Raw genomic sequence first — 26,161 nt, 5'->3', positions numbered from 1 at the left:
ACTTATTCTGCTTTCGAATCGCGCCGCAGCAAGGCGCTGACGGCGTCGCGGGGCGCTACGCCGTCGAACAGCACAGCACAGACTGCCTGCGTGATCGGCATCTCGATTGCATGAGCGCGAGCGATTGCCAACACAGCTTGCGCACAACGCACACCTTCGGCCACGTGACCGAGGCCGCCGAGGATGTCGTCGAGCGTACGGCCCGCGGCGAGCTGAACGCCGACCGTGCGATTGCGTGAGAGATCACCCGTGGCGGTCAGGATCAGATCGCCCAGCCCGGTCAAACCGGTGAACGTCTCCGCCCGTCCGCCGAGCGTCACGCCGAGGCGCGACATTTCAGCGAGACCACGTGTAATCAACGCCGCGCGTGCATTCAGACCGAGGCCGAGGCCATCGGCAATACCCGTGGCAATCGCCAGCACGTTCTTCACCGCACCGCCTACTTCCACGCCGACAATGTCATCGCCGGTATAGATGCGCATGGCGCCATGATGAAACGCGGCAACCGTGCGCTCCCGGCATGTCGCCGACGTGCTCGCGATCGTCAACGCGACCGGCAAGCCCTGCCCGACTTCACGAGCGAAACTCGGACCCGACAGCACGCCGTTACTGCCATGCCCCGGCAATTCAGCCGCGACCACCTGATGCGGCAACAACTGCGAGTCGGCTTCGAATCCTTTGCACAACCACACCACATGCGCCGGCACTTTGCCCGCGTCGTGCATCGCCCGGAACAAACCCCGCAGACCGGCGACGGGCGTCGCCACGACGCATAACGCGTCGTCGGCGAGCGCGTGGTCGAGCGCTGCGTTCAGATCGGCTTCATAGCGAAGGGACGCCGGCAACGCAACGCCCGCCAGATAGCGGGCGTTTTCGTGCGAAGCGGAGAGATCGGCGATGAGCGCGGGTTCACGCGCCCACAGCACCGTGTCGTGCCGTGCGGCCAGATGTCCGGCGAGGGCTGTGCCCCATGCGCCGGCGCCGAGGACAGCAACCTTCATAGCCGGCACCGAACGGACGCGTTTAATGCGTGACGCCGTTTTGCGCCGCGCCTTCCTGGCCGCCCATTTGCGCGAGACGTTGCTCGTACAGCGCCTGGAAGTTGATCTCGGCGAGGTGGATCGGCGGGAAGCCTGCGCGGGTGATCGCGTCGGCGATGTTCGAGCGCAGGTACGGGAACAGGATCGTCGGGCAGGCAATGCCGACCAGCGGATCGATCTGTTCAGCCGGAATGTTGCGGATGTCGAAAATGCCGGCTTGCTTGGCTTCGATCAGGAACGCAACCTTGTCCGACACCTTGGCCGTGACCGTGCCCGTCACGAGGATTTCGAACACGGTGTCGGCGAGGCGCTCGGCCTTCACGTCGACTTCGACTTCGACCGACGGCATTTCCTGCTCGAGGAAGATGCCCGGCGAATTCGGCTGCTCGAGCGACATGTCCTTCAGGTAGATGCGCTGGATGTTGAAGAACGGCTGGTTATTCTCGTCGGACATGATTGAGTGATTCCCTGATAGGTATGCATGGCGGCGGCCCATGACTCCACGGGCCGCCAGATCGTTGCGGCGCATCGCCGGCCCTCGAGGTTGTCCTTGAAGGGCCAGCACGCGCCGACTTGTATTTCACCCGACTGACTCACGCGCCGGCCGGCGCACCAGTCAGGCAGCTTCGTTCAGGCAGGTTCGAGCAGAGGCATCAAACCGCCCGCGCGATCGAGCGCGGACAGATCGTCGTACCCGCCGACATGCGTCTCGCCGATGAACACCTGCGGCACTGTGCGGCGACCGGTCCGGGTCATCATTTCTTCACGACGGGCCGGGTCCTTGTCGATCAGTACCTTTTCAACGTGCTCGACGCCGCGCGACTTTAAAAGACGTTCGGCCATCTGGCAATACGGGCACACCTGGGTGCTGTACATGATGACTTTGTTCACTTGGCTGCTCCTTGTTTCACAACCGGCATACCGGCTTTCTGCCAGGCGTCGACACCGCCTTCGAGAACATGGACTTCGGCGTATCCCGCATCCTGCACGATACGCGCTGCCTTGTTCGACTGCTGGCCGGTCTGGCATACCAGCAGCACCGGGTTGCTCTTGTTCTTCACGAGTTGCGCGACTTTCGCCTGCAGCTCTGCAAATTCAAGGTGCCGCGCCGCGGGCAGATGGCCCTTGGCAAAGTCGGCGGACGGACGCAGATCGATGACCGCCGCATTGCGCCGGTTGATCAGTTGGGTGGCTTCAGCGGCCGACAGGCCACCGCGGCCACGCCGGCTGATCGTCGGCCACAGCAGCAACCCACCGGAGATGAGGACGATTGCGATCAGTACAAGGTTTGTGTAATCAGTGAAAAACTTCACGGAAAATCCGCCGAAAAAGAGAGAAATCGAAAAGGGCAATCCACCCATTATAAAATAACCGTCTGACGCGATGGCGGCGCTCCTCTAGAGGACCCTCGCAGCGCTTTACCGCTTCCTTACTACCGACCGGCAATCTCATGTACAAACTCGTTCTCATCCGCCACGGCGAATCGACGTGGAACAAGGAAAACCGCTTCACGGGCTGGGTCGACGTCGACCTCACCGAGCAGGGCAATCGCGAAGCGCAGCAGGCGGGCGTGCTGCTGAAGGAATCGGGCTATTCGTTCGATATCGCCTACACGTCGGTGCTCAAGCGCGCGATCCGCACCCTGTGGCACGTACAGGACCAGATGGATCTGATGTACCTGCCGGTGGTGCACTCGTGGCGCCTGAACGAGCGCCACTACGGCGCGCTGTCGGGTCTGAACAAGGCGGAAACCGCCGCCAAGTTCGGCGACGAACAGGTGCTGGTCTGGCGCCGCAGCTACGACACGCCGCCGCCGGCGCTCGATCCGTCGGACGAACGCGCACCCTACAACGATCCGCGCTACGCCAAGGTGCCGCGTGAGCAATTGCCGCTCACCGAGTGCCTGAAAGATACTGTCGCACGCGTTTTGCCGTTGTGGAACGAGTCGATTGCGCCGGCCATCAAGTCGGGCCGCAAGGTCGTGATCGCCGCGCACGGCAACTCGATCCGCGCGATGGTGAAGTATCTCGACAACATTTCGGACGACGACATCGTCGGCCTGAATATCCCGAACGGCGTGCCGCTCGTCTATGAACTCGACGAAAACCTGAAGCCGATCAAGCACTACTATCTGGGCGACCAGGACGCGATTGCAAAGGCGCAGGCCGCTGTGGCCAAGCAGGGCAAGGCGGGCTAAACCGGGGCCACCGGCCGCCGCGGCCCCCGTCTGCAGCGGAAACTTGCAGCGGGGGGCCCGGCAAACGGGCCGTTCCATCGGCAAGACCTACCGGCATACGCTGCCCGCCGGCTGTCAATTGCGCCATCGCACCGCCATCTTGCCGTTACTGCACATTACTTCAGCGGCGCGAGCGCCGGCTCACGAACCAGGGCCGGCCGGCGCTGTCGAATCACGATTGCCTGCGCTGCGCACTGACTGGGCGGGTGTGCAGTTATACTTGTCCGTCCCCATCTCTATCGACGCTGCCACGCGCTCCCGACCGCAACAGACTCTATGCGAAAGAACCTGAAAAATATCGGCCTGATTGCCGCGGGCCTTGCTACCGGCGCATTTGCCACCCTGCAACTCTCCGCCTCGGCCCAGCAACCCGCCAGCGCGGCCTCGAGCGCCGTCGCACCGTTGCCGCTGGACCAACTCCGGCTCTTTGCCGAAGTCTTCGGGCAAATCAAGCATGAGTACGTCGAACCGGTAGACGATAAAAAGCTCCTCACCGCCGCGATCAAGGGCATGGTGTCGAGCCTGGACCCGCACTCGTCGTATCTCGACAAGACCGATTACGAAGAACTGCAGGAGCAGACCAAGGGTCGCTTCGCGGGTCTCGGCATCGAAATTTCGTCAGAAGACGGCCTGATCAAGGTGATCTCGCCGATTGAAGACACCCCCGCGTTCCGCGCCGGCATCCGTCCGGGCGACCTGATCACCCGTATCAATGACAAGCCGGTGCGCGGCATGACGCTCGACCAGGCCGTCAAGCAGATGCGCGGCGATCCGGGCACCAAGGTCACGCTGACCATCTTCCGCAAGACCGACGACCGTACGTTCCCGCTCACGGTGACGCGCGCGATCATCAAGGTCCAATCGGTCAAGATGAAGATTCTGGCGCCGGGCTACGCGTATGTCCGCATCACCAGCTTCCAGGAACGCACCACGCCTGATCTGGCTGCGAAGCTGCAAGACATCGCCCGTCAACAGCCGAACCTGAAGGGTCTCGTGCTCGACCTGCGCAATAATGGCGGCGGTCTGCTGCAAAGCGCGGTTGGTGTTGCCGGCGCGTTCCTGCCGCCGAATTCGGTTGTGGTGTCCACCAACGGCCAGATTCCGGATTCGAAGCAGGTCTATCGCGACACGTACGATAACTACCGCCTGCAATCGTTCGACAGCGATCCGCTGAAAGACGAAGCACCGATCTTCAAGACTGTGCCGATGATCGTGCTGACCAATGCCTACTCGGCGTCGGCGTCGGAAATCGTTGCGGGCGCGCTGCAGGATCAGCATCGTGCGCTGATCGTCGGCAAAACCACGTTCGGCAAGGGCTCGGTGCAAACCGTCCGTCCGATGACAGCTGAAACGGCACTGCGTCTGACCACGGCGTACTACTACACGCCGAGCGGCCGTTCGATCCAGAACAAGGGCATCCGTCCTGACATCGCGGTCGATCAATACGCGGAAGGCGATCCGGACGACGCACTGGTGACCCGCGAAGTCGACTACTCGAACCACCTTGCTAACACGCAGGATCCGAACGAGAAGAAGGAAGCGGAACAGCGCGAACAGGAACGCATGGACCAACTGCGCCAGCTTGAAGAGCAGAACGACAAGAAGACGCCGGAACAGCGTCAGAAGGATCGTGAGCGCAAGCCGGTCGAGTTCGGTTCGACCGACGACTTCATGCTGACTCAAGCGTTGAACAAGCTGGAAGGCAAGCCGGTGCAGGAATCGAAGTCGCTGACCGAGCGGCGTCTCGCGCAGAACAAGCCGGCAGCATCGGCCTCCGCGCCGGTCGCGGTGAAGCCGACGCAGCCGGTACCGGGCGCATCGGCACCGGCCTCGGCGCCTGCTACGCAAAGCAACTAAGCAGCAAACCCAACGTGTCTTCGCAGCGGAACGTGCTGCGAAGACACGTAGCAGTACCGTTGTAATACCCGGCACCAGCAAGAACACCCGCTCCCCCGCGCGATTAAAATAACGAAACCGCGCACGGCAGGCCATCGGTCCTGCATCTCATTGCGCGACACTCCACGCGCCCCGCCATGAATGACGATCAACTCCTCCGCTATTCCCGCCATATCCTCGTCGACGAAATCGGCATCGAGGCGCAGCAGCGCTTTATCGATGCGCACGCGATCATTGTCGGCGCGGGCGGCCTGGGTTCGCCGGCTGCGATGTATCTGGCGGCGGCAGGCGTTGGCCGTCTGACGCTGGTCGATGAAGATACGGTCGACCTGACCAATCTGCAGCGGCAGATTTTGCATGTGACGGCGTCGGTCGGGCGCAAGAAGGTGGAGTCCGGGCGCGATGCAATCGCGCAGATCAATCCTGAGGTGATGGTGAACGCGGTGGCCGAACGTGTCGACGATGCATGGCTCGATCGCGAGGTGCCGCACGCCACAGTCGTGCTCGATTGCACCGACAACTTCGCGACGCGCCACGCGATCAATCGCGCCTGCGTGAAGCATGGCGTGCCGCTGGTCTCAGGCGCGGCCTTGCGCTTCGACGGCCAGATCAGCACTTTCGATTTCCGCGACGCCGCGTCGCCCTGCTATGCGTGCGTGTTCCCGGAAGATCAACCGTTCGAGGAAGTCGCGTGCTCGACGATGGGCGTGTTCGCGCCCACGGTCGGGATCATCGGTTCGATGCAAGCGGCTGAAGCACTGAAAGTGATCGGCGAAATCGGCACGCCGCTGATGGGCCGTCTTACGATGCTCGATTCGCTGCGTATGGAATGGAACACGATGCGCATTGCGCGTCAGCCGGATTGCCCGGTATGTGGGCAACGGCATCAGGCCTGAGCCTACGCAGGCAAGACGCTAAAAGGAAAACGCCGCACATATGTGCGGCGTTTTTCATTTGAACCCACCAATCCGGATTTTCAGTTTCAAGCCAGTATCACGCGCTTGAGCGCCGCCTGCACCTCTTCCGGTTCGAACGAAGCCAACACGTCGGCCACCGGCTTCTCGAGCGTCTTCAGATGCGAGCGCAGGACTTCCTGCTTGACCACCAGCAACTGGCTCGGGTGCATCGAGAACTCGGTGAGGCCCATGCCGAGCAACAGACGCGTCAATGCCGGGTCGCCCGCCATCTCGCCGCACACCGACACCGGCACCCCCGCCCGCTTCGCCTCGCGCAGCGTGAAGGCGATCAGATGCAGCACCGCCGGGTGCAGCGGGTCGTACAGGTGCGCGACCGAGTTATCCGCGCGATCGATCGCCAGCGTGTACTGGATCAGATCGTTGGTGCCGATCGACAGGAAATCCAGCCGCTTGAGAAACAGCGGCAATGCAATCGCGGCAGCCGGAATCTCGATCATCGCGCCGACCTGCACGTTCGGATCGTAGGCGATACCAGCATCGTCCAGTTGACGCTTGGCCTCGCGAATCAGATCGAGCGTCTGATCGATCTCCTGCGCGTGGGCGAGCATCGGAATCAGAATCTTCACCTTGCCGAACGCCGACGCACGAAGAATCGCGCGCAGTTGCGTCAGGAACATCTGCGGTTCCGAGAGGCTCCAGCGAATCGCTCTGAGCCCCAAGGCGGGGTTCGGCGCGGTTTCGTAGCCATCGCCCCCAGCCATCGAATCGAGCGGCTTGTCGGCGCCGACGTCGATCGTACGGATCGTCACCGGCAAGCCGTTCATCAACTCGACCGCGCGACGATAGGCCGCGAACTGCTCTTCCTCTTCCGGCAACTGGTGCTTGTGATTCATGAACAGGAATTCGGTGCGGAACAGGCCCACCCCGGTTGCGCCCGAATCGACCGCCGCGCGCGCGTCCTCCGGCAACTCGATGTTCGCGCACAGTTCGATGCGCGTGCCGCAAAGTGTTTGCGTAGGCGAAAACTTCAGCCGTTGCAGCTTGCGCTGCTCCAACGCTTTTTCGCTCTGACGGTACGAGTATTCTTCCAGCACGATCGGTGCAGGATCGACGATCACGATGCCGTGATCACCGTCGACAATGATCAGGTCGTCTTGCCGGATCAACTGGCTCGCATGCTGCACGCCGACCGCGGCCGGAATGCCGAGGCTGCGCGCGACAATCGCCGTATGCGAAGTCCGTCCGCCGAGATCGGTGACGAAGCCCTGAAACGTTTGCGTTTTGAACTGCATCATGTCGGCAGGCGCGATGTCGTGCGCGACCACGATCATCTCGTCGCAGGTACCGTGCACGCCGTCCACCAGCGCCACCGAAGCACCGGCGAGCGCCTTCAGCACGCGCTCCACCACCTGTTCGATGTCGGCTTTCCGCTCACGCAGGTATTCGTCTTCGATATCGTCGAAATGGCGCGACAGGCGCTCGAGCTGTTCGGTCAGCGCCCACTCCACGTTGTAACGGCGTGTACGGATCAGGTCGATAGTTTCCTGCACGAGCATTGCATCGTTCAGGATCATTGAATGAACGTTGATGAACGCGCCCATTTCGCTCGGCGCGTCTGCCGCGAGATCGGCGCGCAACGTGTCGAGCTCGTAATGCACATGTTGCTGGGCCGTGCGGAAGCGCTCGATCTCGCCCTCGATCTGGGCGGGTTCGATCAAATAGTGGTCTACGTCAAGTGCAGCCGGGGCGATCAGATAGGCCCGCCCGATGGCGATACCGCGTGACACGGGAATTCCATGCAGCGTGAAGGACACGCGCACCTCCTCTAGTTGTGTGATGCCGCGGCAAACCGCTGCAATGCTCTCAGACTCTGCTGGCCATTATAAATTCCGCGCCCGTTGTAGATACGTTAGGGCTGTGTGCAGCGCAGCACGAAATACCGTAACCATCCACAACAATGCGCCTTCGGCAACGCGAACCCCCGCGCGCCGCGAGCAGGCGCTTCTCAAGCTGCGATTGTCTCGCGCTAAAAAAAATGCCGCGGACAGCCGCGGCATTTTGCTTCAGGCAACGGTAACGCGTGAATTCACTGACCTTCGCCGAATTTATCAGCAATCAGTTTCAACAATGCGTCCATGGCTTCTTTTTCGTCGGTGCCTTCTGTTTCGATGAGCACCGTGCTGCCTATACCCGCGGCCAGCATCATCACACCCATGATGCTCTTGGCATTGATACGGCGGCCATTGCGGCTCATCCAGATTTCCGCCTGGTAGTTGCCCGCGAGTTGCGTCAACTTGGCCGACGCGCGCGCGTGCAGCCCCAGCTTGTTCACAATAGTCGTTTCCTGTTGCAGCATGTGATGGTCCGAAGCGCGGGTAAGTGTTGTAGTGAAAGGTGAAACTGCAAACCAGCTGCGATTGGGCGCGACCCAATCGCAATCGTTTAAAGCCGTGAGATCCGCTTACAACCCGGTCGAGCCGGCTTTCTGAGTCAGGTCGGCCTCGGCCGGCAGCGCTTGCAAACAGTCAGCGGCGGCGGCCTCTGGCGGCAAAGCGGGCAAACAGTCACTGGACCCCGCGGGCGGCGCAACCGGCGCCGGCGTGGCAGGCCCGATTGCGTGCACGCCCTTGGTGGCTCCAGCGAGGGCTTTGTCGACCAGCGTGTCGAGCGGCGTTGCGCGATAACAGACCGCGCGCACCAGCATCGGCAGATTGACGCCACACAGCACACGAACGTTCGGCACCGAAGCAAGCCGCCCGGCGATATTCGCCGGCGTGGCGCCGAACATGTCGGTGAGCACGAGCGCGCCGTTTTCTTCCTTGAGCCGTTCGATTTCCGAATGCGCGAACGCGACCTGCTGTGCGGGATCGCAATCCGGCGATACATCGATCACGCCGATGCGAGCCGGCAAGCCACCGTAGATGTGCGAAATACAATCGCGCAACGCGGTGGCGAACGGAGCGTGCGCAATGATCAGAATGCCTGCCATGTCAGCCTTACTGCAAAAGAACGGCCCCGAACCGTGGACCGGGACAAAGCCCGGTTCGTAAGCGCCCTCGACTGGCCGTGGGTCGTGAGGGCCGGAACGCATCACCCGACGAGCGGCCCGCGGCGCCTGATATCGCTAAGGCACAGGCGGGAAACAGCTCGTTCACAGTCCGCAATCCATGCCAGTGGCGTCTGACAGACACCTTCCAGTCGGCTTGGCGCGGAAGAGCGGGCATTGTATCAGGCTCATTTTCTCGCCAAAGCTGGTGTTTCGCTTGATGCGGATTTACTACACAGTTTGGGGGGCTTGGCAGCCATTCAAGGGCTGCGCCTCAAGCGGCCGCTCGCTCCAATGCGTCGATGAACATCGCGGCGACGTCGAAGCCGGTCTGATCCATGATCTCGCGGAAACACGTCGGGCTCGTCACGTTCACCTCGGTGAGCCAGTCGCCGATCGCATCCAGCCCGACCAGCAGCAGACCACGCGCGGCAAGCACCGGTGCGAGCATGTCTGCGATCTTGCGGTCGTGATCTGTGAGCGGGCGCGCCACGCCCAGTCCACCCGCCGCGAGGTTGCCGCGTACTTCATTGCCCTGAGGAATCCGCGCGAGCGAAAACGGCACCGCTTCGCCGCCAATCAGGAGAATGCGCTTGTCGCCTTCCTTGATCTCGGGGATGAACTTTTGCGCCATCACTGAGCGCGCGCCGTCGTGGCTCAGCATCTCGATGATCGAGCCGAGATTCATGCCGTCGGCCTTCACGCGGAACACACCCATGCCGCCCATGCCGTCGAGCGGCTTCAGGATCACGTCGCCGTGTTCTTCATGGAAGGCGCGCAAACGGGCGGCGTCGCGCGTCACCAACGTCGGCGCGACGAACTCCGCGAACTCGCCGATCGCCAGCTTTTCCGAATGATCGCGAATCGCCTGCGGCTTGTTGAAAATGCGCGCGCCGCCGCGTTCGGCGATTTCCAGCAACCACGTGGACGTTACGTATTCCATGTCGAAGGGCGGGTCTTTGCGCATCACGACCGCGCTGAAACTCTTCAGCGATTTCGGCGTGGCCGCTTCAGCGGCGTACCACGTGTCGCGATGGAGGTCGGTCACGTCGCCGGTAATCGCAAAGCGCTGCACGTTCGCCTCGACGTCGCCGCCGGTCCACGCCAGATGTTTCGGCTCGCACGTGTAGAGCGTGTGACCGCGGCGTGCGGCTTCGGCCATCATCGCGTAGGTGGAATCTTTGTAGATCTTGAACTGAGTGAGCGGATCGGCAATGAAAAGAATGTCCATGAGGATTCCGGTGCGCCCTTAGGGCTTGGCATTGATCGTCAAATATAGTCGCTGAAAATGACGACGGCGGCACGCATGCCGCCATCGACCATCTCGCGAGGCTTAAACCTGAATTGCTTCCGGATCGGTCTTTTCCAGTTCGACCGATGCGGCCAGCAACCCGAGCCGCGCCACCACGCCGTACATATAGAAGCGGTTCGGCACCGCCGCGCCGGGCTTGGCGTGCGCATCCGGCAGGGCCGTATGCTCGAAGCCGAGCGGCACGAAGTGCATGCCGGGCGCGTTCAGATTCTGATCGCGCTCGCGGCTGCCGTGCACGCGGTAGAAGCCACCCACCACGTAACGGTCGATCATGTACACGACCGGCTCGGCGACTTCTTCGCCGATCCGCTCGAAGGTGTACACGCCTTCCTGCACGATCACGTCATGCACTTCGAGGCCGTCTTTGGTGGCGGCCATCTTGGCGCGTTCGCGCTTGGTGAGCGCGGCCACTTCCGAGGCGTCGTGCACGGTCATCACGCCCATGCCATAGGTGCCCGCATCCGACTTGATGACAACATACGGTTTCTCGGAAATACCGTACTCGCGATACTTCCTGGCGATCTTCTTCAGGACACCGTCGATCGCATCCGTTAGCGCTTCCTCACCGGTGCGCTCCTGGAAATCGACGCCTTCGACGTGCGCGAAGTACGGATTGATCATCCACGGATCGATCTCGACCATCTTCGCGAACTTCTTCGCGACGTCGTCATAACAGGAAAAGTGCGTCGATTTGCGGCGAACGGCCCAGCCGGCATGCAGCGGCGGCAGCAGATACTGCTCGTGCAGATTTTCCAGGACGGGCGGAATGCCACCCGACAGGTCATTGTTCAGCAGAATCGAGCACGGGTCGAAATTCTTCAGGCCGAGGCGCCGCTGCGAGCGCTCGAGCGGTTCGAGCACGAGCTTCTGGCCGTCGGACAATGCGATCGTGACCGGTCCGACGATGCTTTCGTCGAGCGTGCCGAAACGTACGTTCAAGCCAGCCTGGCGCATGATCGCGGCCAGACGGGCGACATTCTCCAGATAAAACGCGTTGCGCGTATGGCGCTCGGGGATCACCAGCAGATTCTTCGCATCCGGGCAGATCTTTTCGATCGACGCCATCGCGGCCTGCACGGCGAGCGGCAGCACTTCCTGCGGCAGATTGTTGAATGCGCCGGGAAACAGATTGGTGTCGACCGGCGCGAGCTTGAAGCCCGCGTTACGCAGGTCGACTGAACAGTAGAACGGCGGCGTGTGCTCCTGCCATTCGAGCCGGAACCAGCGTTCGATGGCGGGGGTAGCGTCGAGGATCTTCCGCTCGAGGTCGAGCAGCGGGCCGTTTAACGCCGTAACTAGGTGCGGAACCATTGATCACTCGCAGACTGGAGAAAAAAGATTGTAGAGCAAATGCTTTGTCCATTTGGGGACGCTTTCTCCATTCGCAAGCGGATGCGAATGCATTCTCGCTATCGCCATGATAGGCGGGGAAAACTGCTGTTACCAAGATAGCCGGCAAGAAAAAAGCCCGCCATGAAGGCGGGCCAAAGTCGCTGCGCTTGATTCTGATCCGCAAGTCCTGAGACTTGCGGGGGAATCCTTATTCGACGTGTTCGCCGTGCAGGCTCACGTCCAGACCTTCGCGTTCTTCTTCTTCCGTCACGCGCAGGCCCATCACCATATCGATCACCTTCAGCAGGATGTAGCTCACCACGCCGCTGTAGACCAGCGTCGTCAGCACGCCCTTGGCTTGCAGGATGACGCTGCCGTCCGCGCCGCCGATGTCCTTGACCGCGAACACGCCGGTCAGGATTGCACCCACGATACCGCCGATGCAGTGCACGCCGAACGCGTCGAGCGAGTCGTCGTAACCGAGCTTGTGCTTGAGCCACGTTGCCGACCAGAAGCAGATCACGCCTGCCGCGATACCGATCACCAGCGAACCCGCCATACCGACGAAGCCCGAAGCCGGCGTAATCGCCACCAGACCTGCGACGGCGCCCGACACGATACCGAGGACCGACGGCTTACCCTTGGTTGCCCATTCAGCGAACATCCATGCGAGTGCTGCTGCTGCGGTTGCCACTTGCGTTGCGAACATCGCGAAACCGGCACGGCCGTCTGCTGCCACTGCCGAACCCGCGTTGAAGCCGAACCAGCCTACCCACAGCATGGCGCCACCGATCAGCGTGAGCGTCAGGTTGTGCGGCGCCATCGCTTCCTTGCCGTAGCCGACGCGCTTGCCGAGCACCAGAGCACAGACCAGCGCCGCGATACCGGCGTTGATGTGCACCACCGTGCCGCCCGCGAAGTCGAGGATGCCCGCGCTAGCCAGCCAGCCGCTCGGTTCCCAGACCATGTGCGCGATCGGCGAGTAGACGATGATCGACCACAGCGTCATGAACACGAGCATTGCCGAGAACTTCATACGGTCCGCAAACGCGCCCGTGATCAGTGCCGGGGTAATGATCGCGAACGTCATCTGATAGACGACGTAGACCGTTTCCGGGATCGTCGGTGCGAGGTGGCTGACGGTCAGCGTCGTGGCCTTGTCACCCTTGATGTAGTTCATGCCCGCCATGAAGAAGCGCGAGAAGCCGCCGATGAACGAGTTGCCCGGCGTGAAGGCGAGGCTGTAGCCCACGATGACCCAGATGATCGACACCAGGCAGGTGATCGCGAAGCTTTGCATCAGGATCGCGAGCACGCTCTTCTTGCGGACCATGCCGCCGTAGAACAGTGCCAGACCCGGGATCGTCATGAACAGGACGAGCGCGGTGGAGGTCAGCATCCAGGCGGTGTCGCCCGAATTGATCTTCGACGAATCGACCGAGAACGGCGCGGTCGGGGCGGCAGGTGCGGCGTCCGATGCTGCCGGCGCGGCTGCAGCGGCGCTGGCAGCCGGTGCGGCGGACGCATCAGCGGCCGGTGCCGAAGCCGCGGCGGCAGCAGGCGCTGCCGAAGCGTCAGGCGCCGGCGCGCTCGCCGTCGTATCGGAAGCAGGCGCCGAGGCGGCTGCAGGGGCGGAAGCGTCGTCCGCGAGGGCGGCGCCGATACCGCCCGCGAGCAGCGAACCGGCCATCAGCATGGACATCAATAATTTGCGCATCTTCGTTTCCTCTTGTCGCTATCTGTGTCGCTATCTTTTGGTATTACAGAGCGTCCGCGCCGGTCTCCCCGGTGCGAATCCGAATCACTTGCTCGATCGGCGTGACAAAAATCTTGCCGTCGCCGATCTTGCCGGTGCGTGCCGCGCGTTCGAGCGCCTCGATCGCCTGGTCGACGATGTCGTCCGAGACAGCCGCCTCGATCTTCACCTTCGGCAGGAAATCGACGACGTATTCAGCGCCCCGATACAGTTCCGTGTGGCCCTTCTGACGACCGAAGCCTTTGACTTCCGTCACCGTGATGCCTGAGACGCCGATGGCCGACAAGGCTTCGCGCGCCTCATCGAGCTTGAACGGCTTGATGATTGCGGTAATGAGTTTCATGAAATCCCTCGCTAAGTTGCGTAACCCGTTGCGTAACCCTGTTTGCGTACCCTGTAACCCGTTCGCGTGGTCTCGTTCCGCTGCTGGTAAAAAGCACCCGGCAGTGCGCGCGGGGCAGTAACAGCAACTCGCATGCCATGTTGTGTCAGACTTCGTCCGGGGCATGCTGCAGAAGGGGCGCAAGCGGCCCTGGCCGGATGGCCAACGTTGGCGGGGACCGGTGGCGCGGCGTATGGATCGTTGCTAGAGTGTTCGAAGGCTTTTAACGTTTGAGCACGCACCAAACGGGCTCATGCGGCAGCGGCAGGCAACAGGCCATGCACCAAGACGGCCCATTCAACGTGACAAAGCACAGGCGCAATGAAACATGCACATTTTTTGTGCATTAAGGGGAACACCATGAAACAACCGAACGATGTCTTTAACGATTTTCAGGCCCGCATGAGCGAGCTGTTCAAGAACTCGCCGGCCAAAGATGTCGAACGCAACGTGAAAGCCATGCTGTCGCAAGGCTTCTCCAAGCTCGACCTGGTCACACGTGAGGAATTCGATACGCAGACCCAGGTGCTGGTGCGCACTCGCGCGCGCCTCGAGGAACTGGAGCGCCGCGTCGCCGAGCTCGAACAGAAACTGCCGGTCACAACGCCAGCAGCCTGAAGCTTGGCTCGCAGCGCTTTAGCTGCGTAGTGCTGCACATCACTGGCAAGCGAGCCGTGACGTCATCAGCGTTTTAGGGGATTTGCGCGCGCCATCTGCGCGCGGTCCGACGGGAGAAAACATGTCGCTTGCCGTGGTGCGCAGTCGCGCGCCGGCCTCTGGCCGCGCGCCCGAAGTAACCGTCGAGGTCCACCTCGCGAACGGATTACCCTCTTTTTCGATCGTCGGCCTTCCTGATCTGGAAGTGCGCGAAAGCCGCGAGCGCGTGCGCGCGGCGCTGCAGAACTGCAGCTTCGATTTCCCTGTGCGGCGCATTACTGTCAATCTCGCGCCTGCCGACTTGCCCAAGGAATCCGGCCGCTTCGATCTGCCGATTGCTTTAGGCATTCTGGCGGCGAGCGGGCAGATTCCGGCCGAGTCGCTCCTGCATCGTGAATTCGCCGGCGAACTGTCACTGACCGGCGCGCTGCGGCCGATGCGCGGGGCTTTCGCGATGGCCTGCGGAACGGCCCGCAGCGTTGCTTCTCCTGGCGGCGTGGCGGGCGTGTCTGCTTCTACTTGTACTTGTATTACTTCGGCCGGACCGGCAACGCCTGTTACGCCCGCTCAATCTGCCCCGCAGCTTTATCTACCCGCCGCGAGCGCGGCCGAGGCAGCGCTAGTGCCGGGTGTCGACGTCTATGGCGCCACCGATCTGCCGTCGCTGTGCGCACATCTGGCCGGAGCGCCCGACGCCCGGCTTTACCCTGTCGTGGCCCCCGACCTCAGCGAGACCGCGCCCACCGCCATTCCGGACATGGCCGACGTGATCGGCCAGCGCGGCGCGCGCCGCGCACTTGAAGTGGCCGCGGCCGGCGGACACCACGTCTTGCTGGTCGGGCCGCCTGGCGCGGGCAAATCGATGCTCGCCGCCCGCCTGCCAGGCCTGCTCCCGCCCATGACCGATGACGAAGCGCTCAGCTCGGCCGCGTTGCTGTCCGCCAGCCGGGCCGGCTTTACGCCCTCGCAATGGCGGCAGCGGCCGTTTCGCGCGCCGCATCATTCGTCGAGCGGGCCGGCGCTGGTTGGCGGGCGCAATCCGCCGCAACCCGGCGAAATCACCCTGGCGCATCTGGGCGTACTGTTTTTGGACGAATTGCCTGAGTTCGACCGCCATGTGTTGGAGACCCTGCGCGAGCCCCTCGAGGCCGGCCGCATCACCATCTCGCGTGCCGCCTTGCAAGCGGATTTTCCAGCCGCTTGCAAGCTAATCGCCGCGATGAACCCCTGCCCCTGCGGATGGCACGGCGACCCCAACGGCCGCTGCCGCTGCACGCCGGAGATCGCGGCGCGCTATCTGCGCAAGCTGTCCGGGCCGCTGCTCGACCGCATCGACATCCAGCTCGAGATTCCTGCGCTCACGCCGGCAGAGCTGTCGGCGCGTTCCGCCACCACCGGTGAGTCCAGTGCGGCGATCGCACTGCGGGTGAATGCCGCGCGTGAGCGGCAACTCGCCCGGCAAGGCAAAACCAATCGGGAGCTGGGCGGACGGGAAGTGGACGAGGTCTGCCGCCCCGACGCAGAAGGTGAAGCTTTGCTGCGCCAGGCCGGCGAACGTTTCGGCTGGTCGGCGCGTGCTTACTACAGAGTTCTGAAGGTGGCGCGGACCATCGCCGACCTTGCCGGCACCGCCATGCCGAGCGCTGCACAAGTCGGTGAAGCCATCCAATATCGCCGGGCTTTTGGGTCGGTATAAGGCGAAAAATCGGCTGTCAAGACTTGACTTATGCACATGTACGCGTTCCGGATAGATTTTGAAACATCTGAAAGGCACGCGGAAGCATGCATCCAAAAGGCATTGATTCGATTGGACTTTTTCAAGCGACCGGAGCGGACTCGATCTGACAGAATGCCCACGGGATGGGCATCTACGGCAAAAAAAGCGAAGTTCTCAACAGAGTTATCCACAGGACCTGTGAGTAACCGGAAAACTTCAACGTAAACCGGGAATTAGCACGCGATGCTACGAAGGAACTTTCACTGTCTTCCACAAACTTGTCGCGCACCGAGTCGGCCAAAAAACATGCCGCTTTAAACGTTCAATAGAGCTGGAACGACGAAAAAAACTGGTCGACCTGTTCCTGCTGCACGGGCGTGGAAGCAATGATCGCGGCCTGATACACATGCCGGCCACGCGCGACCAGCCGCGCATAGACGGTGCGCGTCTCGTGTTGCGAACCAGCCTCGCCGCTCAGTTTCATTTCCAGACCCAGCACCTTGCCGCCTGCGGCCAACGGGATTTGCACCGCGTGCGCATCCGGCGCGGCGCCGACGTTACGGGCGAGACCCGTGCGCAGGAATTCGAGGGCGGCACGCTGCGTCGCTTCGTCATCGCTTGGCAGCATCACGGTGCCGACCGCGAACACGGCGTCGCCGGCTTCGGCGGTTTGCATCGCCATCTGCATCGGCTTGCCGTCGATCTGGACCGCGCGCTGATCGTTGTCCGGCTTGGCCGGCAAGTCGACCGTGTAGCCGTTGTCGTTATTCATGATGGTGCGCCAGTCGAAGGTCGGCGAACACGCTGCCAACGCGCCGCCCAACGCCAGCGTGCAGGCCACCGTGCGGAGAACTGCTCGCGCTCGCTGCAAGGGGAAAACAGCGCCGGCCGGGCGACCGTCTGTCAGGGCGAAACGTGGAGAACGGCTAACCGGGCGGCCAAACGGGATGATCGAGACTCGGGCGAGGAAGCGAAAAGCAGTTCGGAGCATGGGGACAGAAGATCGGACTGACAGAAACGTAAAGTCCTATTATCGCCTCCCGGGCCGCCCGCTGCCGCGTTGCCGGAATCGGGCTACAATAGCGAGGCCAAGCAATACCGGATTTAACAGGCCAAATCCACGTACTGTTCCGCGCGTTCTGCGCGACTCTCGAGGTTCCGTTCATGAGCTCCACCCCGTCCACTGCCGCACGGCGCGCGAATCCGCTTCGCGCCATCATCATCGCCGTCGTGGCCATCGCGATTGCGACTGCCGGCTATTTCGCGTTCGCCGGCCAGCAGCGCGTGCCCGATGCGACCTTCACGTTGCTCTCGGGCCAGAAGGTCTCCACTGCCGATCTGAAGGGCAAGGTCTACCTGGTCAACTTCTGGGCGACCAGCTGCGACACCTGCATGAAAGAAATGCCGCAGATGGTCCAGACCTATAACCGCTTCAAGGGCAAAGGGCTCGAATTCGTCGCCGTCGCAATGAACTACGACGCGCCGATGTACGTGGCCAACTACACGCAAACCCGCCAGTTGCCGTTCAAGGTTGCCATGGACGACGGCTCGGCCGCCAAGCAGTTCGGCAACGTGCAGCTCACGCCGACGACCTTCCTGGTCGACAAGGACGGCAAGATTCTGAAGCGCTATGTCGGCGAACCGCAATTCGCGGAACTCGACCAGTTGCTGGAAAAAGCGCTGAACGCTGCCTGATTGCAACGAAAGCCTGAATTAAACAACACCCAGATTCAAACACACCGGCGCCGAGGTTATACCGCCTCGCCGCCGGCGTTTTTAATTCTCACCGCTCCCCTTCCCCTTTGGCCGCGAGGCCATATCGCTTGATCTTCTCGTAGAGCGTTGCCTTTCCAAGCTGCAGCTTGTCTGCCGCGACCGCCACTACGCCGCCCGCCTGCTCCAACGCCTCCGCGATCACCGCCCGCTCGAATTGCTCCACACGTTCCTTCAAGGGTTGTGTCGCTACGCCGTCGTCGGCGAATGACATGACAGGATCGTCGGCCACACCGAGCACGAAGCGGTCGGCGGCATTGCGCAGTTCGCGCACATTCCCCGGCCATTCCCGTTGCATCAGGCTCGCACGCTGCCGGTCGGTGAGAATCGGTGCGGGGCGTTGATAACGCACCGCCGCATCCAGCAGGAAGTGTTCGAAGAGCGGCACGATGTCCTCGCGACGCTCACCCAACGGTGGCAGCGCAATCGTCACCACGTTCAGCCGGTATAGCAAATCGCGACGGAACGAGCCGTCCGCGACATGCTCCGCCATATCGCCCTTCGCGGCAGCCACCACACGGCAATTCACGCGAATCGGCTGGTTCGAGCCGAGCCTTTCCAGCACGCCGTCCTGCAACACGCGCAGCAGCTTGACCTGCAACGCGAGCGGCATGCTCTCGATTTCGTCGAGAAACAGCGTGCCGCCCGAAGCGTGTTCGAGCTTGCCGATTCGGCGTTTTGCCGCGCCGGTGAATGCACCGGGTTCATAGCCGAACATTTCCGACTCGAACATCGGCTCCGGCAGCGCGCCGCAGTTCACCGCGATAAACGGTTTGTCACGGCGCGGCGACAGTTCATGCAAGCTGCGCGCGATCAACTCCTTACCCGCACCGGTGTCGCCGTTGATCAGCACCGAGGCGTCGGTCGGCGCGATATTCGCGATCAGCCGCCGCACCTGCTCGATCGCCGGACTACGGCCGATGATGCGCGGCGCCACCGTGTTTTGCCCGGCCAGCTCACGGCGCAGCGCGAGGTTCTCGAGCACCAGCTTGCGGCGCTCCAGCGCACGTCGCACGGTTTCGATCAGACGCTCGGATGCGAAGGGCTTTTCGATGAAGTCATACGCGCCGTCGCGCATCGCCTGTACGGCCATCGAAATATCGCCATGACCGGTAACCAGAATCACCGGCACGTCGGGCGCGCGTTCGTGGCACTGCGCAAGCAATTCGAGTCCACTCGCGCCAGGCAAGCGAATATCGCTGACGATCACCCCGGAGAAGTCCGCGCTAATCATCTTCGCCGCGGATTCCGCCGACGCATGGCCGATCACCTCGAAGCCCGCCAGTTGCAGACTCTGCACGCCGGCGCGCCGCACCAGTTCGTCGTCTTCGATATACAGCACTTGTAGGCCGTCGTTCAGCATGTTGTTCTCGTCTGATTCAGGAACCCGTGGTGAGCGGGTCCGATGTGTAGCTCGTCTGCACGCGCGCGCGGCGCAGCGTCAATACGAATAATGCGCCGCCATCCGGCGCGTTGCGCGCCACCAGTGTGCCGCCGCAGTCGCGCGCAATCGACGACGAAATCGCGAGGCCGAGCCCCAGCCCCTGACCCATTTCTTTCGTAGTGAAGAACGGTTCGAACAGACGCGGCAACACGTCGTCCGGAATGCCTGGGCCGTTGTCATGCACAGCGAGCGACACGCTCGACTCAGCGGTTTCGATCTCGATCGAAATACGCGGCGGCGTCAGCCCCGCCGTTGCGTCCAGCGCGTTGCCGAGCAGATTGATCAACACCTGCTCAAGTCGCAGATCGTCGCAATTGGCAACCAGATCGGCGGGATCGTCGGCGAGATTCAGCGGCGTGCGCACGCCGGTGCCGGCATCGAGCAAGGCGAACTCGACTTCCACGCCTTGCAGGCGTTTCTGCAGCAGCGCGATGACGTTGCGCAACGCTCGCATGACCGGCGCACGCGCACTGCGCGGCCGCGCGCGGCCGACAAACAACTTCAACTGATTGGTGATCTTGCCCATGCGCTCGGTGAGCGCCGCGATCGCTTCGAGATTTTCGAACGCCGACGCCTGATCGCCGCGTTCGAGCAGCACGCGTGTGTTGTCCGAGAAACCGCGCAGCGCGGCAAGCGGCTGATTCAATTCATGCGTGATGCCCGCCGCCATCTGACCGAGCGCGGCGAGCTTGCTGGCCTGAATCAGTTCGTCGTGCGCGTCGCGCAGTTCCTGCTCGGCGCGCGTCCGCTCGGCGACTTCTTTCTGCAACTGCTCATTCGCCTGCGAGAGATCCGCGGTGCGCTCCGCCACTCGCCGGTTCAGTTCGGCGTAGGCCTTTTGCAGCAGCGAACGGCTGCGCATTACTTCGCGCACCCGGGCGCGACGCATTCTCCAGTAGAACGCGAGCAACACCAGCGACACGTAGCCGAAGCCCGTCACAATGGTCGCCTTGCGCGCATCGGCGTCGACAGGACCGACGGGCGACATCGTAATCAGATGCCAGTCCGGCTCGCCCATGCCGCGCCGCGACGCCAGATAACGCGGTGCATAGCGGCCACCGCCGATCCGCACGATCTGGGCATTGCCTTCGAGCGTGCGCTCGATCGTCACCGGCAGTGGCGCGATCGGTTGCTGCGCATACTGGCGCGCCTGATAGATCGAATCGGCGACTTGCCCCGATAACGGGCGGATCGTGTGATATTTCCACGCCGGCACCGACGACAGAAAGATCACGCCGTGATCGTCGGCGACAACCAGAGGCTCGGACGCATCCGCGCCCTGAAACCATTCGAGATCGAGTTTGACGACGGCCACGCCGACGATCTTGCCGTCGCGCCGCACCGGCTGGGAGATGTAATAACCCGGCGCCTGCGAAACCGTGCCGATACCAAAGAAGCGGCCCACGCCACCCTTCACCGCATCGAGAAAATACGGCCGGAATTGATAGCCCGCGCCGATGAAGCTGCCCGGCCCGTGCCAGTTGCTCGCGGCGACGCAATAGCCGTCGAGCGGAATGATGTAGGTGACCGTTGCCCGCGCGTGACGGTTGAGGTCTTCGAGATAGAGATTGGCGCGTTCGACGTTGGCAGGGCTGGGATCGACCAGCACGTCTTGCACAATGGGATGCTCAGCCAGCAGATAAGGCAGCGATTCGTAGCGCTCGAGCGTGCTTTTCAGCGCGCTGGCCGTGCGATCGACCCGCACCGCGGCGTTGCGCCGCAAATTGTCGATCCCGCTCTGCCACGCAATGGTGTAAGTCAGCCCGCACGCCACCACGAGCCCGGCGACGAGCGCGAAGAGGATCAGCAGGCGGCGCGTCACGTTGGCAATATCCGATCGGTAAGGATCGGATATTGTGGCATAAGGCGCCGCGTCGCCGGCGTAAGCTTCGTCGGCTGACGGCGCGGGGTCCGGGCTCGCGGTCGCCGCTTTCATAGGTGGGCGTCCGCGGCCGAAGTCGTGCTCGTGACGGTTGCCTGGCTTACGCCTCGGCCGGCTCTTTGACCGCCACGTCACCCCGCAACGCAGCGTTCAGCTTGTTGCGGTCCAGTTCCTTTTCCCATGCCGACACCACCACCGTCGCCACACCGTTGCCGACAATGTTCGTCAGCGCGCGGCATTCGCTCATGAAGCGGTCGATACCGAGAATCAGCACCATGCCCGACAACGGAATGGTCGGCACCACAGCGAGCGTGGCGGCCAGCGTGATGAAGCCTGCGCCCGTCACACCGCTCGCGCCCTTCGACGTCAGCATCGTCACCGCCAGCAGCGTGAGCTGCTGCGTCCACGTGAGGTCGGTGTTGGTCGCCTGAGCGATGAACAACACGGCCATCGTCATGTAGATGTTGGTGCCATCGAGGTTGAACGAGTAACCAGTCGGCACCACGAGGCCCACCACCGAACGCGAGCAGCCGAGCTTTTCGAGCTTCAGCATCAGTTGCGGCAGCGCGGCTTCCGACGAGCTCGTGCCGAGCACGATCAGCATCTCTTCCTTGATGTAGGCGACAAAGCGCAGGATGTTGAAGCCCACCGCACGCGCGATGATGCCGAGCACGACCACCACGAACACGATCGAAGTCAGATAGAACGTGCCGATCAGCTTGAGCATCGGCAGCAGCGAGCCGATGCCGTACTTGCCGATGGTGAACGCCATCGCGCCGAACGCACCGATCGGCGCCAGCTTCGTGATGATCCGCACAATGCCGAACAGCACATGCGAGAGCCCGTCGATGAAGTTCGTGACGACCTTGCCCTTCTCACCAGCCGTGGCCAGCACCGCGCCGAACAGCAGCGCGATCAGCAGGATCTGCAGGATTTCGCCCTGTGCGAACGCCGACACGAGCGTGTCCGGGATGATGTGCATCAGGAAGTCGACCGTGGTCTGGCCGTGTGCCTTCGCGGCATACGACGCGACAGCCTTGCCGTCGAGCGTGGCCGGATCGATGTTAAAGCCGACACCGGGCTTCAGCACGTGGGTCGCGATCAGGCCGAGCACCAGCGCGAACGTCGAGACGATTTCGAAGTACAGCAGCGCCTTACCGCCGACGCGCCCGACCTTCTTCATGTCTTCCATACCGGCGATACCCGTCACCACCGTACAGAAGATGATCGGCCCGATCACCATCTTGATCAGCTTGATGAAGCCGTCGCCGAGCGGCTTCATGTCGACGGCGAAGTCCGGCGAAAAATGGCCGAGCGCAATGCCGATGATGATCGCCACGATCACCTGGACGTACAGCACTTTGTGGATAGGTTTCTTCACGATGTTTCCTGCGATATGGGTGAGCTCAAGGCCTGCCACGCTGCGCATCATGCGAACGAATAGTCGTCACGCCTGTGCACGGCATTAGGCCGCGACAAGACGACGAATTCAGAAATACCGGGAGGGGAAATCAGACATCGTTGTCTCCTTGCTTTAGTTGTCGGACCGTTGCGGCCGCGGTTTCTAAATTGCAAGGTCGATGCCAGCTTGATGCAAAGCGAATCGCTTTGATTTTTATAGGTTTTTTGGCGTGTTACAGCACCCGCCGTCCGGGATTCCGGAAATCCGGACGAGGGGTGTCGGGGAATCCGGAATCCGTACGGGCCGCGAGTCCGGGAAAACCCGGAGAGCCTTTGGGGCTGCGGCTTTCGCCTGTTTCAGCCGAAACCACCTGGTCTGTACGCGGGGTTTTCGCCCACCTCAGACACGGCTGTTCGGCTTCTATGCACCACCCTCTTCCAGCACCAGCAAGTTCTCGTGCGAGAAACCCAGCGATACCGGTTGACCCCGTTCGGGCAAGCCGCGATTCGGGTCGTTGAACACGTCGAGTGAAATCACCGCGTCTTTCACGCGCGTTCTGATGCGCACCACCGCGCCGAGGAAATTCACTTCTTCGACAGTCGCGTTCAGCGTATTGCGACCCGGCGCGGCCGGTTCCAGCACAATCGCTTCGGGGCGCAGGGCGAGCATGCGCTTTTTGCCCGCGTCGTCTGCCGGCAATTCTTGCGTGGTGGTCAGCTCCTGACCGTCGACGGCCATCTTGCCGGTTTTCGGGTCGATCACATGCCCCGCCAGAATGTTCAGCGTGCCGACGAACGACGCGACAAAGCGCGTGCGCGGATAGTTGTAGATCTCCGAGGGCGAGCCGATCTGTTCGACGCGCCCCTCGTTCATCACCACGATGCGGTCGGAAATGGACAGCGCCTCTTCCTGATCGTGCGTGACGAAAATCGACGTGATGCCCAACTCGCGCTGCAACGCACGGATGTCTTGCCGCAAGGAAATGCGGATCTTCGCGTCGAGTGCCGATAGCGGTTCGTCGAGTAACAGCACCTGCGGCTTGCCGGCAAGCGCGCGCGCCAGCGCCACGCGCTGCTGCTGGCCACCCGACAATTGCCACGGATAGCGTTCACCGAGATGCGGCAGCTTGATCAGTTGCAGCATCTCCTCGACGCGCTTCTTGATCTCCGCCTGCGGACGGTGCGTGATCTTCAAACCGAAGCCGATGTTATCGGCCACCGTCATGTTCGGAAACAGCGCATACGACTGGAACACCATGCCGACCTTGCGCTGCCGGGTACGCAGGTGCGTCACGTCCTTGTTATCCAGCCGGATGATGCCGCGCGTCGGCGTTTCGAAGCCGGCGATCATGCGCAGCACCGTGGTCTTGCCACAGCCGGACGGCCCAAGAAACGTGATGAATTCGCCGCGCTCGATCTTCATGTCGAAGTGATGCAGCGCCGTGTTCGCCCCGAAGGACTTATGCAGATTTTCGATCTCAAGGAATGCCATGATTCGCTGCCTTAGTCGGTCAAATTAGTCCGTCAAATTTTCTGGCCGCTAAGCGCGCGTGCCGAGCCGAATACCTGAATCAAACCCATCGACGCCCATGTAATCACAAACGCGATGATCGCAAGCGCCGACGGTTCATACGCGCGGTTCGCGCCGATCAATTGCAGATACGGGCCGAACGCGGGGCGGTCGAGCAGACTTGCCAGCGTGAACTCGCCGATCACCACCGCAAAGGTGAGAAACGCGCCGGACAGAATGCCCGAGCGGATATTCGGGAAGATCACCTTGAACAGAATCGTCGGCCAGTTCGCCCCGAGGCATTCGGCGGCCTCGGTGAGCGAGCGCACATCGACCGCGCGCAAACCGGCGTCGACCGCGCGATACATATACGGCAGCGAGAGCGTCACGTAACCGAACACCAGCAACAGGTCGGTCGCGCGCTCGTTGGCCGTGAGCGGCAGAATCGAACTGCTGTTGTAGATGCGCAGATAACCGAACACGATCACGATCGCCGGCACCACCAGCGGCAACAGCGTGATGAATTCGACGACCGGCCGCAGTTTCGGCAGCCGCAACTGCACGTAGTACGCAGTCGGCACCACCAGCAATACGCCGACAATGATCGTCAGCACCGCCATCAGGATCGAATAACCGAACGAGGCCTGAAAGCGCGGATCGCTCAGCACGACGCTATACGCCTCGAAGCTGTACACGCCGCGCTTCATGCGCAGGCTGAATTCGAAAGTGGCGAGTAACGGAATCAGAAAGTACAGCGAACCGACGATCATCGCGGTCCATGCACCCACACGCGACTGGCTTTTCATCGACGGCCCCTTTCAGCGCGTGAACGCAGCCAGATGTAGCCGCCATTCGACAAGCCCGTCACGAGCACCATGCCGAGCGCGAGCGCGTAGCCGAGGTTCTGATTGTGCATCACGTCGCCGCGAATCTGCGCGTACAGCAGGATCGTGACGATGTTCAGCGAACTGCCGGTCAGTGCGTAAGCCGTGGCGACCGCGCCGAACGAATTGGCGAACAGCAGCAGCGTCGCGCCAAGCACGCTCGGCCACAACACCGGCAACGCCACGTGGCGCCAGTATTGGAAGGCCGTGCCGCCGAGGCAGTCACAGGCTTCGCGCCACTCGCGCTTCAGGCCGTCGAGCGCGGGCGTGACGATCAGCACCATCAAAGGAATCTGGAAGTACAGGTAAGTCAGCGTCAATCCCGAGAAGCTCAGAACGCTGAAGCCCGTCGAGTACAGATTGAAGCCGAGGTACTTCTTCAGCAATACGGTCACGAGACCGACGCGCCCCAGCGTACAGATGAAGGCGAACGCGAGCGGCACGCCGGCAAAATTCGAGGCGACACCGGAGAACGTCATCAACGTAGGACGAATCCAGCCTGGCAATTTGCCTTGCACCGCCGCCCACGCGAGCAGCGAGCCGATCAACGCGCCGCCGAGCGCGGAAGCGGCGCTCACCTTGAAGCTGATCCAGTAGGCGTCCAGCACCGTGGGCTGGAGCAGGTCGCGAAAGTTGCCGAGCGTGAAGTGGCCTTGCGGATCCTGAAATGCGCCAACCATCAGAAAGCCGGTCGGCAGAATCAGGAACAGCAGTGCGAAGGTGAAAAACGGCACCACGCCGATCCAGGCGAGAAACTGCGACGCGCGGCCCGGACCGTTGACGCGAGGCGTTGGCGTGGGCACAGGCGGAACCAGCAATTCCGGCTGCACCGATCCAGCATCCGATGAAGCGCTCATAGCTCACCCTTAGGCAATCTGGCTAACGCGTGGCGCGCCGCGCTCATGGAGCGGCACGCTATCTTTGAAACTGCGCGTTGCGGTTAGAGGCGGCGGCGTGCGCGGCATGCGATAGATCG

At 62.2% G+C, this 26,161-nt stretch carries 24 protein-coding genes; 6 read left to right on the top strand and 18 right to left on the bottom strand.

The window, feature by feature from the left end; translation table 11 throughout:
• Positions 1 to 2: 2 nt before the first annotated feature.
• The 4 genes from KHO30_RS26995 to KHO30_RS26980 all read right to left on the bottom strand — a co-directional run bounded on the left by KHO30_RS26995 (position 3) and on the right by KHO30_RS26980 (position 2,353).
• Positions 3 to 1,001 (bottom strand): NAD(P)H-dependent glycerol-3-phosphate dehydrogenase, encoded by a 999-nt coding sequence (locus KHO30_RS26995; protein ID WP_200651369.1) that lies wholly within the window; start codon positions 999 to 1,001, stop codon positions 3 to 5.
• Positions 1,002 to 1,023: 22 nt separating this feature from the next.
• On the bottom strand, positions 1,024 to 1,494 hold the full coding sequence (secB, locus tag KHO30_RS26990) for a protein-export chaperone SecB (RefSeq protein WP_054035743.1): 471 nt from the start codon (positions 1,492 to 1,494) through the stop codon (positions 1,024 to 1,026).
• Between the two features lie 176 nt (positions 1,495 to 1,670).
• Positions 1,671 to 1,931 (bottom strand): glutaredoxin 3, encoded by a 261-nt coding sequence (gene grxC / locus KHO30_RS26985; RefSeq protein WP_054035740.1) that lies wholly within the window; start codon positions 1,929 to 1,931, stop codon positions 1,671 to 1,673.
• Positions 1,928 to 2,353, bottom strand: a complete 426-nt coding sequence (locus tag KHO30_RS26980; RefSeq protein WP_054035864.1) for a rhodanese-like domain-containing protein — start codon at positions 2,351 to 2,353, stop codon at positions 1,928 to 1,930. Before KHO30_RS26980 ends, grxC begins: the two co-directional genes overlap by 4 nt.
• Positions 2,354 to 2,490: 137 nt before the next feature.
• Here KHO30_RS26980 and gpmA point away from each other — a divergent pair, with 137 nt between their 5' ends.
• The 3 genes from gpmA (at position 2,491) to KHO30_RS26965 (ending at position 6,068) form a co-directional block, all read left to right on the top strand.
• Entirely contained in the window at positions 2,491 to 3,237 is a 747-nt protein-coding gene (gene gpmA, locus KHO30_RS26975; RefSeq protein ID WP_054035739.1) for a 2,3-diphosphoglycerate-dependent phosphoglycerate mutase, read from the top strand.
• Between the two features lie 315 nt (positions 3,238 to 3,552).
• A complete protein-coding gene (locus KHO30_RS26970; protein WP_093643768.1) occupies positions 3,553 to 5,133 on the top strand; it encodes a S41 family peptidase in 1,581 nt (526 codons plus the stop codon).
• 176 nt (positions 5,134 to 5,309) lie between these two features.
• Positions 5,310 to 6,068 (top strand): HesA/MoeB/ThiF family protein, encoded by a 759-nt coding sequence (locus tag KHO30_RS26965; RefSeq protein WP_211702871.1) that lies wholly within the window; start codon positions 5,310 to 5,312, stop codon positions 6,066 to 6,068.
• A gap of 86 nt (positions 6,069 to 6,154) precedes the next feature.
• On the opposite strand, the gene ptsP is transcribed toward KHO30_RS26965, so the two are convergent.
• The 7 genes from ptsP to KHO30_RS26930 all read right to left on the bottom strand — a co-directional run bounded on the left by ptsP (position 6,155) and on the right by KHO30_RS26930 (position 13,878).
• Positions 6,155 to 7,903, bottom strand: a complete 1,749-nt coding sequence (gene ptsP / locus KHO30_RS26960; RefSeq protein WP_093643772.1) for a phosphoenolpyruvate--protein phosphotransferase — start codon at positions 7,901 to 7,903, stop codon at positions 6,155 to 6,157.
• A 272-nt stretch (positions 7,904 to 8,175) separates the two neighbouring features.
• A complete protein-coding gene (locus tag KHO30_RS26955) occupies positions 8,176 to 8,445 on the bottom strand; it encodes an HPr family phosphocarrier protein (protein ID WP_054035732.1) in 270 nt (89 codons plus the stop codon).
• 105 nt (positions 8,446 to 8,550) lie between these two features.
• Complete coding sequence (locus tag KHO30_RS26950; RefSeq protein ID WP_093643774.1) at positions 8,551 to 9,078, bottom strand: PTS sugar transporter subunit IIA; 528 nt, start codon at positions 9,076 to 9,078, stop codon at positions 8,551 to 8,553.
• Between the two features lie 331 nt (positions 9,079 to 9,409).
• Positions 9,410 to 10,366, bottom strand: a complete 957-nt coding sequence (gene gshB, locus KHO30_RS26945) for a glutathione synthase (protein WP_093643776.1) — start codon at positions 10,364 to 10,366, stop codon at positions 9,410 to 9,412.
• 102 nt (positions 10,367 to 10,468) lie between these two features.
• Positions 10,469 to 11,758 (bottom strand): glutamate--cysteine ligase, encoded by a 1,290-nt coding sequence (gshA, locus tag KHO30_RS26940; protein ID WP_093643778.1) that lies wholly within the window; start codon positions 11,756 to 11,758, stop codon positions 10,469 to 10,471.
• 229 nt (positions 11,759 to 11,987) lie between these two features.
• Positions 11,988 to 13,496 carry an ammonium transporter gene (locus KHO30_RS26935; RefSeq protein WP_211702870.1) on the bottom strand — a complete coding sequence of 503 codons (1,509 nt, stop codon included), beginning with the start codon at positions 13,494 to 13,496 and terminating at the stop codon, positions 11,988 to 11,990.
• A 43-nt stretch (positions 13,497 to 13,539) separates the two neighbouring features.
• Positions 13,540 to 13,878 (bottom strand): P-II family nitrogen regulator, encoded by a 339-nt coding sequence (locus KHO30_RS26930; RefSeq protein ID WP_006048089.1) that lies wholly within the window; start codon positions 13,876 to 13,878, stop codon positions 13,540 to 13,542.
• 399 nt (positions 13,879 to 14,277) lie between these two features.
• On the opposite strand from KHO30_RS26930, the gene KHO30_RS26925 reads away from it, so the two are divergent.
• Together KHO30_RS26925 and KHO30_RS26920 are read left to right on the top strand one after the other, a co-directional pair.
• Positions 14,278 to 14,535 carry an accessory factor UbiK family protein gene (locus tag KHO30_RS26925; protein ID WP_093645600.1) on the top strand — a complete coding sequence of 86 codons (258 nt, stop codon included), beginning with the start codon at positions 14,278 to 14,280 and terminating at the stop codon, positions 14,533 to 14,535.
• A gap of 121 nt (positions 14,536 to 14,656) precedes the next feature.
• On the top strand, positions 14,657 to 16,270 hold the full coding sequence (locus tag KHO30_RS26920) for a YifB family Mg chelatase-like AAA ATPase (protein ID WP_211702869.1): 1,614 nt from the start codon (positions 14,657 to 14,659) through the stop codon (positions 16,268 to 16,270).
• A 343-nt stretch (positions 16,271 to 16,613) separates the two neighbouring features.
• Here KHO30_RS26920 and KHO30_RS26915 read toward each other — a convergent pair whose 3' ends face one another.
• Positions 16,614 to 17,282 carry a hypothetical protein gene (locus tag KHO30_RS26915; RefSeq protein ID WP_244864146.1) on the bottom strand — a complete coding sequence of 223 codons (669 nt, stop codon included), beginning with the start codon at positions 17,280 to 17,282 and terminating at the stop codon, positions 16,614 to 16,616.
• A 173-nt stretch (positions 17,283 to 17,455) separates the two neighbouring features.
• On the opposite strand from KHO30_RS26915, the gene KHO30_RS26910 reads away from it, so the two are divergent.
• Positions 17,456 to 17,986 carry a TlpA disulfide reductase family protein gene (locus KHO30_RS26910; protein WP_093645606.1) on the top strand — a complete coding sequence of 177 codons (531 nt, stop codon included), beginning with the start codon at positions 17,456 to 17,458 and terminating at the stop codon, positions 17,984 to 17,986.
• A gap of 88 nt (positions 17,987 to 18,074) precedes the next feature.
• Here KHO30_RS26910 and KHO30_RS26905 read toward each other — a convergent pair whose 3' ends face one another.
• The 6 genes from KHO30_RS26905 to KHO30_RS26880 form a co-directional block, all read right to left on the bottom strand.
• The gene (locus KHO30_RS26905) at positions 18,075 to 19,427 is read right to left on the bottom strand and encodes a sigma-54-dependent transcriptional regulator (RefSeq protein ID WP_211702868.1); all 1,353 of its coding nucleotides are present in this window, start codon (positions 19,425 to 19,427) and stop codon (positions 18,075 to 18,077) included.
• 16 nt (positions 19,428 to 19,443) lie between these two features.
• Entirely contained in the window at positions 19,444 to 21,444 is a 2,001-nt protein-coding gene (locus KHO30_RS26900; protein WP_211702867.1) for a sensor histidine kinase, read from the bottom strand.
• Positions 21,445 to 21,490: 46 nt separating this feature from the next.
• Entirely contained in the window at positions 21,491 to 22,771 is a 1,281-nt protein-coding gene (locus KHO30_RS26895; RefSeq protein WP_211702866.1) for a dicarboxylate/amino acid:cation symporter, read from the bottom strand.
• A 441-nt stretch (positions 22,772 to 23,212) separates the two neighbouring features.
• Positions 23,213 to 24,283, bottom strand: a complete 1,071-nt coding sequence (locus tag KHO30_RS26890) for an ABC transporter ATP-binding protein (protein WP_054035689.1) — start codon at positions 24,281 to 24,283, stop codon at positions 23,213 to 23,215.
• A gap of 32 nt (positions 24,284 to 24,315) precedes the next feature.
• On the bottom strand, positions 24,316 to 25,107 hold the full coding sequence (locus tag KHO30_RS26885; protein WP_093645611.1) for an ABC transporter permease: 792 nt from the start codon (positions 25,105 to 25,107) through the stop codon (positions 24,316 to 24,318).
• The gene (locus KHO30_RS26880) at positions 25,104 to 26,042 is read right to left on the bottom strand and encodes an ABC transporter permease (protein WP_093645614.1); all 939 of its coding nucleotides are present in this window, start codon (positions 26,040 to 26,042) and stop codon (positions 25,104 to 25,106) included. Before KHO30_RS26880 ends, KHO30_RS26885 begins: the two co-directional genes overlap by 4 nt.
• Between the last annotated feature and the right edge of the window lie 119 nt (positions 26,043 to 26,161).

The organism is Paraburkholderia aspalathi, from assembly GCF_905220735.1.
Lineage (GTDB): Bacteria > Pseudomonadota > Gammaproteobacteria > Burkholderiales > Burkholderiaceae > Paraburkholderia > Paraburkholderia aspalathi.
Note: the sequence above shows the minus strand (reverse complement) of the source record. Positions and strands in the feature narration are given on the sequence as shown.

Excerpts from the sequence above, each read along its gene's own strand:
- KHO30_RS26995 (WP_200651369.1), bottom strand. The coding sequence starts at position 1,001 with ATGAAGGTTGCTGTCCTCGGCGCCGGCGCATGGGGCACAGCCCTCGCC.
- secB (WP_054035743.1), bottom strand. The coding sequence starts at position 1,494 with ATGTCCGACGAGAATAACCAGCCGTTCTTCAACATCCAGCGCATCTAC.
- gpmA (WP_054035739.1), top strand. The coding sequence starts at position 2,491 with ATGTACAAACTCGTTCTCATCCGCCACGGCGAATCGACGTGGAACAAG.
- KHO30_RS26970 (WP_093643768.1), top strand. The coding sequence starts at position 3,553 with ATGCGAAAGAACCTGAAAAATATCGGCCTGATTGCCGCGGGCCTTGCT.
- KHO30_RS26965 (WP_211702871.1), top strand. The coding sequence starts at position 5,310 with ATGAATGACGATCAACTCCTCCGCTATTCCCGCCATATCCTCGTCGAC.
- KHO30_RS26955 (WP_054035732.1), bottom strand. The coding sequence starts at position 8,445 with ATGCTGCAACAGGAAACGACTATTGTGAACAAGCTGGGGCTGCACGCG.
- KHO30_RS26950 (WP_093643774.1), bottom strand. The coding sequence starts at position 9,078 with ATGGCAGGCATTCTGATCATTGCGCACGCTCCGTTCGCCACCGCGTTG.
- gshB (WP_093643776.1), bottom strand. The coding sequence starts at position 10,366 with ATGGACATTCTTTTCATTGCCGATCCGCTCACTCAGTTCAAGATCTAC.
- gshA (WP_093643778.1), bottom strand. The coding sequence starts at position 11,758 with ATGGTTCCGCACCTAGTTACGGCGTTAAACGGCCCGCTGCTCGACCTC.
- KHO30_RS26935 (WP_211702870.1), bottom strand. The coding sequence starts at position 13,496 with ATGCGCAAATTATTGATGTCCATGCTGATGGCCGGTTCGCTGCTCGCG.
- KHO30_RS26930 (WP_006048089.1), bottom strand. The coding sequence starts at position 13,878 with ATGAAACTCATTACCGCAATCATCAAGCCGTTCAAGCTCGATGAGGCG.
- KHO30_RS26925 (WP_093645600.1), top strand. The coding sequence starts at position 14,278 with ATGAAACAACCGAACGATGTCTTTAACGATTTTCAGGCCCGCATGAGC.
- KHO30_RS26920 (WP_211702869.1), top strand. The coding sequence starts at position 14,657 with ATGTCGCTTGCCGTGGTGCGCAGTCGCGCGCCGGCCTCTGGCCGCGCG.
- KHO30_RS26915 (WP_244864146.1), bottom strand. The coding sequence starts at position 17,282 with ATGCTCCGAACTGCTTTTCGCTTCCTCGCCCGAGTCTCGATCATCCCG.
- KHO30_RS26910 (WP_093645606.1), top strand. The coding sequence starts at position 17,456 with ATGAGCTCCACCCCGTCCACTGCCGCACGGCGCGCGAATCCGCTTCGC.
- KHO30_RS26905 (WP_211702868.1), bottom strand. The coding sequence starts at position 19,427 with ATGCTGAACGACGGCCTACAAGTGCTGTATATCGAAGACGACGAACTG.
- KHO30_RS26900 (WP_211702867.1), bottom strand. The coding sequence starts at position 21,444 with ATGAAAGCGGCGACCGCGAGCCCGGACCCCGCGCCGTCAGCCGACGAA.
- KHO30_RS26890 (WP_054035689.1), bottom strand. The coding sequence starts at position 24,283 with ATGGCATTCCTTGAGATCGAAAATCTGCATAAGTCCTTCGGGGCGAAC.
- KHO30_RS26885 (WP_093645611.1), bottom strand. The coding sequence starts at position 25,107 with ATGAAAAGCCAGTCGCGTGTGGGTGCATGGACCGCGATGATCGTCGGT.
- KHO30_RS26880 (WP_093645614.1), bottom strand. The coding sequence starts at position 26,042 with ATGAGCGCTTCATCGGATGCTGGATCGGTGCAGCCGGAATTGCTGGTT.